The following is a 12,170-nucleotide window of genomic DNA, read 5'->3' on the forward strand; positions in this document are numbered from 1 at the left end:
GACGCCCGACAGTTCAGAAGGAGGGGCCAGGTGCTCATCTATGTCGCCAAACGGGTGGCCGCGGGTGTCGTGCTGCTCCTGGTCGTGGTGACGCTCATCTTCATAGCTGTGCACCTCGTCCCCGGTGATCCGGCCCGGACCATCCTCACGGGCACCGGCTCGACCCCGACGGAGGACGCGGTGGCCCAGCTCCGCACCGAGCTGGGCCTCAACCTGCCGATCTGGGAGCAGTACTCCCGCTACCTGTCGGAGTTGGCGCACGGTTCGCTGGGCCACTCGCTGCAGGACGGCCGGCCGGTCACCGAGTACGTCGCCGAACGGATGCCCAGGACGCTGCAACTGGTCGGCGCGACCACCCTCGTCTCGATCGTGCTCGGGGTCACGCTGGGCGCCCTGGCCGCCCGGCGCGGCGGCCTCCTCGACCGGGTCGTGCTGTTCCTGGGCAGCGTGGGGGTGGCCATCCCGGCGTACGTCGCGGCGATCCTGCTGATCTTCGTCATCGGCGTGCAGCTGCAGTGGCTGCCCTCGGGCGGCTACGTCGACCCCGGCGAGGGGATCGGACCGTACCTGCGTGCGCTGGCGCTGCCGGTCGTCGCGCTCTCCATCGGCTTCACGTCGATCGTCATGCGGATGACCCGGTCGTCGGTGCTGGAGACGTCCCGGCAGGACTGGGTGCGCACGGCGGAGGCCGTCGGCCTGCGCAGGCGGACGGTGTTCCTGCGGCACGTGGTCCGCAACGCCCTGACGCCGGTGCTCACCGTCACCGGGCTGCAGGTAGGCGCCCTGCTCGGTGGGACCGTCATCGTCGAGCGGGTCTTCAGCTGGCCCGGGCTCAGCGGCCTGCTCATCGACGGGGTGTCCAGCCGGGACTATCCCGTCGTGCAGGGCGTGGTCATCGTCATCGCGGCGATGTTCATCGCCCTGAACATCATGGTCGACATCTCGTACGGCCTGTTCGACCCGAGAGGACGGCGATAGTGACGCTGTTGCGCCTCAGCAACCACCGGGCGGTCGCCGGAATCGTCGCCCCCGCGGTCTTCCTCGCCGCGCTGATCCTGGTCGCCCTGCTGTCGCCGTGGATCGCACCGTACGACCCGTTGGCGCAGGGGCCGGACAAGCTCGCCGGCCTCGGGTCCGGCCACCTGCTCGGCACCGACCAGTTCGGCCGGGACATCCTGTCCCGGCTCATCTACGGCGCACGGGCCGACCTCGTCGTCTCGGTCGGGGCGACGGCCGCCGCCGCCGTGGCGGGCACCACCGTCGGCCTGGTCGGAGGGTTCTTCCACGGGTTCGTCAGCGGGCTGTCGATGCGGTCGATGGAGGTGGTGCTCGCCTTCCCACCGATCGTGCTCGCGCTGCTCGTGGTGGCGCTCTTCGGCCCGGGCACGCTGACCCTCATCCTCACCATGGGAATCCTGTTCATGCCCAACTTCGCCCGCATCACGTACGGGCAGGTGCTGTCCGTACGGCAGCGGGACTTCGTCACCGCGAGCCGGGGGCTCGGCGCGGGCCCGGGATGGCTGCTGTTCCGGGTCGTCCTGCCGAACGTCATCGGCCCGATCCTGGTCCAGGTCTCGCTGACCCTCGCCGCCGCGATGCTGCTCGAGTCGGGGCTCAGCTACCTGGGCCTCGGGGTGGTCCCGCCGACCCCGTCCTGGGGCAGCATGATCGCCGAGGCGCAGAACCTGGGCCTGGACAACCCCGGCTTCCTGATCATCAGCTGCCTGGTCGTGATCGTCACCGTGCTGGCCTTCAGCCTGCTCGGCGACGCGCTCGACCGGCATCTCGACCCGCGCCGCAGGGCCGCGGGGCGGGTGGCCGCGCCGACAGCGGCCCCGAGGCGTACGGCGGGAGGTGCGGTGTGACGGCGGAGGCATTGCAGGCAGGCGTGCGGCCGGCCGTGGAGGTCGAGCATCTGTCGGTCAGCATGGGCGGCGGTCTGACCCTCGTCCACGACGTGAGCTTCAGCGTCTCGGCCGGCCGCACGCTCGGGATCGTCGGCGAGTCCGGATGCGGGAAGAGCATCTCGCTGATGTCCCTGGTCCGGCTGCTGCCGCCCGGCGCGACGATCGGCGCGTCGTCCGTCGTCAGGATCAACGGGCAGTCCGTGACCCGCCTGCCCGAGCGGGAACTGGAGGATCTGCGGGGCCGGCACGTCGGCTTCGTCTTCCAGGATCCGATGACCGCCCTGAATCCCGTCTACCGGGTCTCCCACCAGGTCGGGCAGGTCGTACGCCGGCACTTCGGGCTGTCCCGGCGCGCCGCGCGGGAGCGGACCCTGCACGCGCTGCGGTCGGTTGGCTTCCCGGACCCGAGGCGGGTGGCGGACAGCTACCCCCATCAGCTCTCGGGCGGCATGCGGCAGCGGGTGGTGATCGCGATGGCGATCGCCGCCGAGCCGGCGGTGCTGCTCGCCGACGAGCCGACGACGGCGCTCGACGTGACCACCCAGGCGGAGGTGCTCGACCTGCTGGCCAGGCTGCAGCAGGAGCACCACATGGCGCTGGTGCTCGTCTCCCACGATCTGGGGCTGATCGGCGAGGTGGCCGACGAGGTCTGCGTGATGTACGCGGGCCGCATCGTCGAACGGGGGCCCGCCGCCCAACTTCTGGAGCGCCCGCGCCATCCGTACTCCCAGGCACTCCTGGCCTCCGCGCCGTCGCTGGACTCCACGCGCGGGAAGCCGCTGCCGGTGATCCCCGGTGGGCTGCCCGCCGCCGGCGAGCACCTCGACGGCTGTCCGTTCCGGCCGCGCTGCGCCCACGCCTTCGAGGCGTGCGCCGAGCTGCCGCCGCTGACCGGCGCCGGTCGGGTCGCCTGCTGGCTGGTCGAGTCCGAAGGCGGAAAAACCATGGAAGGGGCGACGACATGAGCGCCGACAGCGAACTCCTGCTGGAGGCCCGGGACCTGGTCCGCGAGTTCCGGTTGGGCAGCGCGGTGACCACCGCGGGGCGGGCGAGCATCCGCCCGGTCGACGGCGTCAGTCTCGAGGTACGGCGTGGGGAGACCGTGGGACTGGTCGGCGAGTCCGGCAGCGGAAAATCGACCCTGGGGCGGACGCTCATCATGATCGAGCCGCCCACCAGCGGGGCGTTGCGGTTCGCCGGCGAGGACATCACCCGGCTGCGCGGACGCCGGCTGCGGCAGGTCCGCTCCGACCTGCAGATGATCTTCCAGGACCCGTACGCGTCGCTGAATCCGCGGTGGCGGGCCGAGGACATCGTCGCCGAGGGACTCGCGCTGCAGACCCGACTCGACCGGCGTGCGCGGCAGCGGCGGGTCGCGGAGGTGCTCGACCGGGTGGGCCTGCCGGCCAGCGCCGCCACGAAGTACCCGCACGAGTTCTCGGGCGGGCAGCGACAACGACTTGGCATCGCCCGCGCGCTCGTGGTCGAACCGAAGCTGATCGTGGCCGACGAGTCGGTGTCCGCGCTCGACGTCTCCGTCCAGTCGAAGATCATTAACCTGCTGCAGGAGCTGAAGGCCCAGCTCGGCCTGACGTACGTGTTCATCTCGCACGATCTGGCGGTGGTCAGGTACGTCTCCGACCGCGTCGCGGTGATGTACCTCGGGCAGATCGTGGAGCTCGCCTCGGCGGACGACGTGTACGCGCGCCCGCTGCACCCGTACACGCTCTCCCTGTTGAGCGCGAGCCCGCAGGCGCGCCGGACCGACGTCGCGCCCGCGCGCGAGCGCGTCCTGCTGCGCAGCGACCCGCCGTCGCTGACCCGGCTGCCCAGCGGCTGCCGCTTCCGCAGCCGGTGCCCGTTCGCCCAACCCGGCCGGTGCGCCGCCGAGGCGCCGCGACTGCGTGTCCTCACCGGCGGGCACGCGGTCGCCTGCCACTTCGCCGAGGAGATCGCGGCCGGGCGGATCGCGCCCCGCGACGACGCGACGGGTCTCGCCACGCCGGCCCGGTAGCCGGTCGACCACCCTTCACCGCAGCGAGAGGAAGAAGTATGCGTTTCGGCGCGCACAGCCAGATGCTGGTCCACGACCTCGACGACGACGCAATGTGGATCTTCGAGCGGGCTCGGGACTGGGGGCTCGACGCCCTGGAACTGCACGTCGCGGACCCGGAGACGTTCCCGGCCGACGCCGTGCGCCGAGCCAGCGCGGAGTACGGCATCGGGGTGGTGCTGGGGACGGCCCTGAACGCCCACAACTCCACGGTGAGCGACGACGCCGAGGTGCGGGCCACTGGCCGACGCCACCTTCGCGGCTGCGTCGACGTCGCGGTTCGGGTCGGGGCGTCGAAGGTCTGCGGCGGGCTGCACTCGGCCAACGGCCACTTCGTCGGCCGCGGCCGCACGGACGACGAGTGGAAGCGCTCGGTCTCGGCGCTGCGGGAGGCGGGCGAGTACGCCGGTGAGCGGGGCGTGACGCTCACGGTCGAGCCGGTCAGCCGCTACTCCGGCTACTTCCTCAACACGGCGGCCGACGCCGTCGCCCTGGTCGACGAGGTCGGGCTGCCGAGCGTCGGCGTGCAGCTGGACACCTTCCACATGAACATCGAGGAGTCGGACATGGCGGAGGCGATCCGGCTCGCCGGGCCGCGGCTGAAGCACTTCCACGCCGTGGAGAACAACCGTGGGATTCCGGGGACGGGCCAGGTGCCCTGGGCGGACTGCTTCGCGGCGCTCAGCGAGGTCGGCTACGACGACCTGTGCGTCTTCGAGTTCTTCCCGGTCGACCTGCCGGTGATGGCCCGGCGTACCCACACCTGGCGGCAGTTGGCCACGAGCGAGCAGGTCGCGGTCGAGGGCAGGCGGCGGCTGAGCGCCCTGCTCTGAACCATGGTCGACGTCCCGGCGCGGCTGGCAGCCGTCAGCTCCCCTCCCCCGGGGTCGGCGGGCGTCCGTCGGCGGGGTACGCGCGGGTTTCGGCGGCCTTCACGGCCGCCCACACCGCCTGTCCGGGGGCCAGGTCCAGCTGGGCGGCGGCGGCCGGGGTGACGTCGGCGGCCACGCCGATCGGGCCGGCGAGTTGCACGCGCAGGTTGTCGCCGTGGCGTTGCAGGCCGGTGATGGTGGCCGGCCAGGTGTTGCGCGGGCTGCCGTCGGGTTGGTGGGGGTGCAGCGCGACCGCCGAGGGTGGGAAGGCGACGAACGCGTCGCCGTGCAGCGACTCGGCGGCGGTCAGTGTGAAGCCTCCGCCGAGGTGGACGGTGTGGCCGTCGGCGGTGCCGCGGTAGAGGTTGAGCCCGACGAGGCGGGCGACGTAGTCGGTGCGCGGTTGCGCGGTGATGGTGGCGGCGTCGCCATCCTGCACGACGCGGCCGCGTTCGATGATGATCAGCCGGTCGGCCAGGACCAGGGCGTCGAGCGGGTCGTGGGTGACCAGCAGAGTGGCGCCGGGGTGCGCGGCGAGGTGGCGGTGCAGTTCGGCGCGGGTGTCCAGGCGGGTACGGGCGTCCAGCGCCGCCAGCGGCTCGTCGAGCAGCAACAGGACCGGGTCGACCGCGAGGGCGCGGGCGAGGGCGACGCGTTGGGCCTGCCCACCGGAGAGCTGCCGGGGTTTGCGGCCGGCCTGCTCGGCCAGTCCGACCCGGTGCAGCCACTCGGCGGCATGTCGACGGGCGGTGCGCCGGTCGACGCCGTGCCGCCGGGGACCGAAGGCGACGTTGTCCAGCGCGGTCAGGTGCGGGAAGAGCAGGTAGTCCTGGAACACCACACCGATCCGACGGTGCTCCGGGGGTGTCCACACACGCCCGCCGGGCCGGTCGAGGTCCCGCCCGGCGAGCCTGACGTGCCCGGCGGTCATCGGCTGGAGCCCGGCCAGGGCGCGCAGGGCGGTGGTCTTGCCGGCACCGTTGGGGCCGAGCAGCCCGACCACCTCCCCGGCGCCGACGCGCAGCGGCACGTCGAGGCGGAAGGCGCCCCGGTCGACGAGCAGGTGCGCGTCGAGGACCGCGGCGGACCCGGGCCCGGGACGGATCCCGGTCATCCTTGGGTGATCCACTTGTCGCGCAGGGCGGCGAGGATCGTGACCGACACGGCGAGCAGGATCAGGCTGAGCACGACGGCGCCGGACAGGTCGCCGCCCTCCATGGTCTGGTAGACCGCCAGGGGCATGGTCTGGGTGATGCCGGGGTAGTTGCCGGCGAAGGTGATGGTGGCGCCGAACTCGCCGAGCGCGCGGGCCCAGCACAGCACGCCGCCGGCGGCGATGCCCGGCGCCACCAGGGGCAGGGTGACGTGGGTGAAGGTGGTCCACCGGCCCGCGCCCAGGGTGGCCGCGGCCTCCTCGAACCGGGTGTCCGCGCCGCGCAGCGCGCCTTCCACGGCGATGACCAGGAACGGCATCGCCACGAATGCCTCGGCGACGACGACGCCGGTGGTGGTGAACGGCAGGGTGACGCCGAACGTGGCGTCCAGCCAGGCACCGAGCAGGCCCTTGCGGCCGAACACGAGCAGCAGCGCGACGCCGCCGACCACCGGCGGCAGCACGAGCGGAACGGTGACCAGCGCGCGGACGACCCGCCGGCCGGGGAATTCGACGCGGGCGAGCAGCCAGGCCAGGGGCACGCCGAGTACGAGGCACAGCACGGTGGCGACGGTGGCGGTCTGCAGCGACAGCCGCAGCGCGGTCAGCGCACCGGGCTCGGTGAGTCGCTGCCACAGGGTGGCCCACGGGGCGCGGACGACCAGGCCGGCCAGGGGCAGCACCAGGAACGCCATTCCGGCCACGGCCGGCAGCGACAGGGCCACCGGTACCCGTTGGGTGTGCCGGCGACGTGGCGGCCCGGCCGGCTGATGCCGGGCCGCCACGTCCCGCTCGACGACACGAACCATGATCCGTCTACCGGGCTTGGAAGCCGGCCGCGGTGAGCACCGCCCTGCCTCGATCGGACAGCACGTAGGCGACGAACGCCCGGGCGCCGGCCTTGTTCGCGGCGCTCCGCAACACCACGATCGGGTAGTCGTTGATCGCACCCGACGACTCCGGGAACTCCACACCGTGCACATCGGGCGATGCGGCCCTGGCGTCGGTGCGGTAGACCAGCGCGGCGTCGACCTCGCCGAGCCTCACCTTCGCCAGCGCGGCCTTGACGTCCTGTTCCAGCGTGACCGGGGTGAGAGACACGTTCGCGGTCGCCAGGGCCTTCTTCGCCGCCGCGCCGCAGGGCACCTGCTCCGCGCACAGGGCGACCTTCATTCCCGGCCCGGTCAGGTCGGCCAGGGCCTGGACGCCCTTCGGGTTACCCCTGGGCACCGCGATCACGAGCTGGTTCTTCACGAACGTCGTCGCCGCGCCGTCGCCGTTGCCCGCGTCGGTGACCGTCTTCATGTTGGTGGGGGCGGCGGAGGCGAACACGTCCGCCGGGGCACCCTGGTTGATCTGCGTGGCCAGGGCGGAGCTGCCGGCGAAGTTGAACCTCACGGCCGAGCCGGGGTTCGCGGCCTCGAACTCCCTACCGATCTGGGTGAACGACTCGGTCAGCGACGCCGCCGCGAACACCGTCACCGTGCCGGTCACCCCGGTGCCGCCGCCCCCGGCGCCCGGCGCGGAACCGCCGCTGGTGTCGTTGCCGCCGCCGCACCCGACCAACCCGGCCAGCGCCACGGCGGCCAACCCGGCCAACGCCGTCCGAACGAAACGTCTGCCCACTGTGCTCGCTCCCCTACTGCTCGCGCCGCCCGAGCTCACGCGCCGGCCCGCGCCTTGTGTGTCACAGCGGGTGCGGATCGCTCCACCACCACCGTGGTCGACTTGATCACCGCGACCGCGACCGAGCCGACCCGCAGCCCCAGCTCGTCGACCGCCTCCCGGCTCATCAGGGACACCACCCGAAACGGGCCGGCCTGGATGTCTACCTGTGCCATCACCGCGTCCTTGATCACCGCGGTGACGATCCCGCGCAGCCGGTTGCGCGCCGAGGACTCCTCCGACCCGGCACCCGGGTCACCGGCGTGCGCGCGGACGAACCCGGCCAGGTCGACCCCGTCGATCACCCGGTGCCCGTGCTCGTCCCGGTTGGCGGCCAGCCGCCCCGCGTCCACCCAGCGGCGCACCGTGTCCGCGCTGACCCCGAGCAGCTCCGCGGCCTCACCGATCCGAAACATCGTCACACCCAGCACCTTAGCCGCCCGCAACTGCGGCAGGAAATAGCCGAGCCGCATCGCAGGTGCCGCATCTTCATCAAGGAAGGCGCCGCAATTGCGCCACGAGACATCATGGCCGCCTCCTACCGTCATCAGCGGCGCAGCGCATCGCGGGCAACGGGCGCGATCACCCCCTGCCAGGCTGGCGGTTCAGCGCAGGGTCACCGGGCCGCGCGGGGAGTCGAGCACCGCCTCCAGCCCGGCTGGTGATCCGGCGGTCACGTCGAGGTGGACGCCGAGCGCGGCGAGGTCGCGGCGCACCGCCGACGGGTCCGGGTGCGTCGCGTTGACCACCGCCGAGCAGTCGGCCCTTTGCCCGCTGCGGTTCGATCCGCTCGCACCCGAACAGCTGCTTGACATCCTCCCCCGCCTAAACGCGGGGGATTCCCACCCTCGCAGGTTGGGGTTCCTGGTTCACCGCAGACCGCACGGAAGGAGATCCTTCGTGTCTGACGTCCGCTCCGCAGGCGTTTTTCGTCTCGACCAGCCCGGCCGCGACGGCGATGTTCTGAGCGGCGTTGACGTCCCGGTCATGCCGGGTGCCGCAACCCGGACACCGCCGGTGGCGCGTGCCGAGGGAGAGTGTGGCGAGCAGATGCCCGCACGCCGAGCAGGTCTTCGACGACGGGTACCAGCGGTCCACCACGGCGAGGGTGCGGCCGTCGCGATGGGCCTTGTAGGTGAGCAGGGTACGGAACTCCGCCCAGCCGGTACGGGAGATCGATCTGGCCAGGGACCGGTTGCGGACCATGTTCGCCACGGCCAGGTCCTCCACAGCGATGGCGTCGAACCGGCGTACCAGGGTGGTGGACTGTTGGTGGAGGAAGTCCCGGCGGGCGTCGCGTACCCGCGAATACGCACGGGCGACCTTCCGCTTGGCTTTGGCGCGGTTGGCGGAGCCCTTCTGCCGGCGGGCCATCATCCGCTGGTACCGCTTGAGTCGGCGCTCCCGACGCTCCATGTGCTTCGGATGCGGGATGCGCTCGCCGGTGGACAGCACCGCGAAGTCGGTCAACCCGAGGTCCACACCCACCACCTGACCGGTGGATTCGGGTGCGACGGGTGCCTCGACGTCGACGGCGAACGTCACGAACCAGCGGCCGTCCGGGTCACGGGACACCGCTCTATGCCAGGCTGCGGGCGGAGCAGCCGGTTTTCTACTCCGCCGGCCACGAGATGTGGGTCGTCACCCGGTACGACGACGTGCTGGAGGTCCTCCGCGACCACCGGACGTTCTCGTCGGCGAACGCGGTGCAGGCCTCCGTCAAGCCGCCACCGCCCGAGGTCCTGGCCGTGCTGCGCGAGGGCTGGCCGCTGCGGCCGACCCTGACCGAGAGCGACGAGCCGGTCCACCGTCGCCTCCGTGCCCCGGTGAGCCGGGTCTTCACCCCGAAACGGGTGGCCGACCTCGACCCGCGGCTGCGCGCGGCCACCGACGAACTGATCGACTCGTTCGTCGCCGACGGCCACGCCGACGTGATCGAGAGATTCGGCTGGCCACTGCCGTTGGTGGCCATCGGCGACATCCTCGGCGTGCCACGCGAGGACATCCCGATGCTGCACCGCTGGAGCTACAACTGGCTCCGGCTGTCGCAGCCGACCGACCCGGTCGAGCGGCGGGTCGAGTACGCCCGGGACGTGGTGGCCATGCAGAGGTACTTCATGGCGGCGTTGGAGCAGCGTGCCGCGTGCCCGACCGACGACCTGATGTCCGGCCTGCTCGCCGCGAGCGGTGACGAGCTGACCATGGTCGAGATGACGCGGATCCCCATGAACCTCATCATCGCCGGGCACGTGACGGTGACCCGCGCCATCGGCAACGGCCTCGTCGCCCTGCTGGACCACCCCGACCAGCTCGACAGGGTCCGCCGCGATTCCGCGCTGGCCGACACCATGGTCGAGGAGATCCTGCGGTACGAGAACCCGGCGCAGGGCCTGTTCCGGGCGGTCACCGAGGAGACCGAGCTGGGTGGGGTGCGCCTGCCCGTCGGTGCGCGGCTGATGGTGCACTTCGGTTCGGCCAACCGGGACGCCGCCTTCGAGGACGCCGACGCCTTCGACGTCACCCGGGACAGCGCGAACCGCCACCTGGCCTTCGGCAAGGGGATCCACGCCTGCATCGGCGCACCGCTGGCGCGCCTGGAGCTGCGGATCGCCCTGCCCCGGCTGCTCGACCGGCTGCCCAACCTGCGGCTGGCCGGCCCGGGCGCCACCGAACGGGACGTCATCTTCTTCGCCCGCGGCTTCAGGCGGGTGGAAATGGCCTGGGACGCATAGCGCGGCCGGCCGGACCGTCCATCGGGTGGCCACTGCCTCGTCAGCACGGTCCCGCCCGCGCTGACGAGGCGCCGGGATCTGCTCGTCCAGGCTCAGGCCCTCTCGAAGGCCAGCGTTCCGCCGATCCAGGTCTGCACGACGGTCAGGGCGGCCAGCTCCGTCGGCTCGGTCTCCAACGGGTCCGCATCCAGGATGACGAAGTCGGCGAACTTGCCCACCTCGAGCGAGCCGACCCGGTCTTCCCAGCCGATCGAGAACGCCGCCCACTCGGTGTACATCCGCAGCGCCTCCTCGATCGTGACCGCCTCCCGGGCATCCAGCAGGTCGCCGTCGTTGGTACGCCGGACGACCGCGGCCTGCATCGCCGGGAACGGGTCGTGCTGGTCCTCGGTGATGCCGATCGCGTCGGAGTTGCCGGGGACCGGCAGGCCGTGGTCGATCAGCGTACGGAACGGCATCACCGTCCCGATCCGGTCGCTGCCCAGGTGCGCGACGTATCCGGCCGCGGTGGTCAGGAGGAAGGCCGGCTGCGGTACGGGGACGACTCCGGAGGCCGCCAGCCGCTTGATCCGTTCGTTGGTCATGAACATGTTGCCCGCGTGCTCGATGCGGTGCCGGGCGACGCCGTGCCGCTCGGCGGGCAGTGCCAACGCGCCGTCGAGAGCCTGGTCGAGGGCGCGGTCGCCGATCGCGTGCATGGCGATCTGCAGTCCCGCCGCATCGGCGGTGGCGACCAGGGCGACGACCTCCTCGTCGGTGAACGCCAACTCGCCGCGGTAGCCGGGTTGGCCGGGGTAGTCCTCGTGGAGGGCGGCCGCGCCTGCGGTGAGCCCGCCGTCGAGGAAGACCTTGAAACCGACCATCGCGAGATGGTCCGGGTCGAGGGCGTCGACGCGGTCCTTGGTACGGCCGGCGCGCACGTCCTCCGCCGACACCACAGCCTCCAGCTTCGGGTACAGCGCGGCGCGCAGGACCAGTTCACCGTCGGCGGCGACGGAGGCGATCGCTTCCAGCCCCGCGGGGTGCAGCGGGATGTCGCCGAGGGTGGTGACGCCGACGGCGAGGTACCGGTCCTGCACTCGTTTGATCGCCGCCGCGAGATCCGCAACCGGCGGCTGCGGGCCGCCGAGCGGCTCGAACATGTCGTAGGTGCGGCCGGTGGCGACGCCGGTGGCCGGGTCGCGCTCGATCCGGCCGCCGGGCGCGTCCGGGGTGTCGTCGTCGACGCCCAGCAGTTCCAGGCCCAGGGAGTTGAAGACGTTGAGGTGGTAGCTCGCCCGGTACATCACCGGGTGGGTGGTGCTGACCCGGTCCAGGTCGTACCGGTCGGGATAGCGCCCCTCGGCGAGCTTCAGATTCTGGTAGTGCTCCCCCTGACCGAGGATCCACTCGCCGGCGGCCGTGGAGCCGGTACGCTCCGCGAGCACCGAGACCATCTCCTCGATGCTCGACACCCGGGACGAGCGGCAGTCGACGGCGAGTTCCCAGGAATAGGCGAGCAGCTCCAGGTGGGAGTGGGAGTCGACCAGTCCGGGAAGCACCACCGCACCGGCCAGGTCGACGACCCGTGCCTCTCCGGCCCCCGCGAGAATCTCCTCCGTCGTCCCGATCGCCGCGATCCGGCCTCCCTCGGCGCGAAACGCCTCCGCGACGGTTCCGGCCCGGTCCATCGTGCGGACCCGGCCACCGACGAAGCACACTGTCTCTGTTGGCACTGCTCTACCTCTTTCTGGGCATGGTTGCGAAGCCGCCGTCCGGGGGTGGGTGGGGCCGACGGCGGCGGGTCAG

The 12,170-nt window shown here is 72.1% G+C and carries 13 protein-coding genes; 6 read left to right on the top strand and 7 right to left on the bottom strand.

Annotated elements, in window-relative coordinates; translation table 11 throughout:
* Positions 1-30 precede the first annotated feature (30 nt).
* Genes JD77_RS27765 through JD77_RS27785 form a run of 5 tightly spaced genes read left to right on the top strand, consistent with a single transcriptional unit; the run spans position 31 to position 4,793 of the window.
* A complete protein-coding gene (locus JD77_RS27765; protein WP_145776835.1) occupies positions 31-978 on the top strand; it encodes an ABC transporter permease in 948 nt (315 codons plus the stop codon).
* Positions 978-1,865 (top strand): ABC transporter permease, encoded by an 888-nt coding sequence (locus tag JD77_RS27770; protein WP_170286562.1) that lies wholly within the window; start codon positions 978-980, stop codon positions 1,863-1,865. The genes JD77_RS27765 and JD77_RS27770 overlap by 1 nt, the downstream gene beginning before the upstream one ends.
* Positions 1,862-2,872: an ABC transporter ATP-binding protein gene (locus tag JD77_RS27775; RefSeq protein ID WP_145776837.1), complete on the top strand. Its 1,011-nt coding sequence runs from the start codon at positions 1,862-1,864 to the stop codon at positions 2,870-2,872. The genes JD77_RS27770 and JD77_RS27775 overlap by 4 nt, the downstream gene beginning before the upstream one ends.
* A complete protein-coding gene (locus JD77_RS27780; RefSeq protein ID WP_145776838.1) occupies positions 2,869-3,921 on the top strand; it encodes an ABC transporter ATP-binding protein in 1,053 nt (350 codons plus the stop codon). The genes JD77_RS27775 and JD77_RS27780 overlap by 4 nt, the downstream gene beginning before the upstream one ends.
* Before the next feature lie 38 nt (positions 3,922-3,959).
* Positions 3,960-4,793, top strand: coding sequence for a sugar phosphate isomerase/epimerase family protein (locus JD77_RS27785; protein WP_145776839.1), 834 nt, complete (start codon positions 3,960-3,962; stop codon positions 4,791-4,793).
* A 34-nt stretch (positions 4,794-4,827) separates the two neighbouring features.
* On the opposite strand, the gene JD77_RS27790 is transcribed toward JD77_RS27785, so the two are convergent.
* The 6 genes from JD77_RS27790 to JD77_RS27810 all read right to left on the bottom strand — a co-directional run bounded on the left by JD77_RS27790 (position 4,828) and on the right by JD77_RS27810 (position 9,225).
* The gene (locus tag JD77_RS27790; RefSeq protein ID WP_145776840.1) at positions 4,828-5,946 is read right to left on the bottom strand and encodes an ABC transporter ATP-binding protein; all 1,119 of its coding nucleotides are present in this window, start codon (positions 5,944-5,946) and stop codon (positions 4,828-4,830) included.
* Entirely contained in the window at positions 5,943-6,794 is an 852-nt protein-coding gene (locus JD77_RS27795; protein ID WP_145776841.1) for an ABC transporter permease, read from the bottom strand. The genes JD77_RS27790 and JD77_RS27795 overlap by 4 nt, the downstream gene beginning before the upstream one ends.
* A 7-nt stretch (positions 6,795-6,801) precedes the next feature.
* Positions 6,802-7,611, bottom strand: a complete 810-nt coding sequence (modA, locus tag JD77_RS27800; RefSeq protein ID WP_145776842.1) for a molybdate ABC transporter substrate-binding protein — start codon at positions 7,609-7,611, stop codon at positions 6,802-6,804.
* Between the two features lie 35 nt (positions 7,612-7,646).
* Positions 7,647-8,072 carry a TOBE domain-containing protein gene (locus JD77_RS27805; RefSeq protein WP_145776843.1) on the bottom strand — a complete coding sequence of 142 codons (426 nt, stop codon included), beginning with the start codon at positions 8,070-8,072 and terminating at the stop codon, positions 7,647-7,649.
* Between the two features lie 183 nt (positions 8,073-8,255).
* Entirely contained in the window at positions 8,256-8,399 is a 144-nt protein-coding gene (locus JD77_RS32540; RefSeq protein ID WP_170286563.1) for a hypothetical protein, read from the bottom strand.
* Between the two features lie 76 nt (positions 8,400-8,475).
* Positions 8,476-9,225 carry an RNA-guided endonuclease InsQ/TnpB family protein gene (locus JD77_RS27810; RefSeq protein ID WP_145776844.1) on the bottom strand — a complete coding sequence of 250 codons (750 nt, stop codon included), beginning with the start codon at positions 9,223-9,225 and terminating at the stop codon, positions 8,476-8,478.
* A gap of 56 nt (positions 9,226-9,281) precedes the next feature.
* Between JD77_RS27810 and JD77_RS27815 the strand changes: the two genes are divergently transcribed.
* Positions 9,282-10,382 (top strand): cytochrome P450, encoded by a 1,101-nt coding sequence (locus JD77_RS27815; RefSeq protein WP_145776845.1) that lies wholly within the window; start codon positions 9,282-9,284, stop codon positions 10,380-10,382.
* A 92-nt stretch (positions 10,383-10,474) separates the two neighbouring features.
* On the opposite strand, the gene JD77_RS27820 is transcribed toward JD77_RS27815, so the two are convergent.
* A complete protein-coding gene (locus JD77_RS27820) occupies positions 10,475-12,097 on the bottom strand; it encodes an amidohydrolase (RefSeq protein WP_145776846.1) in 1,623 nt (540 codons plus the stop codon).
* Between the last annotated feature and the right edge of the window lie 73 nt (positions 12,098-12,170).

Origin of the sequence: Micromonospora olivasterospora (assembly GCF_007830265.1) — a bacterium.
Lineage (GTDB): Bacteria > Actinomycetota > Actinomycetes > Mycobacteriales > Micromonosporaceae > Micromonospora > Micromonospora olivasterospora.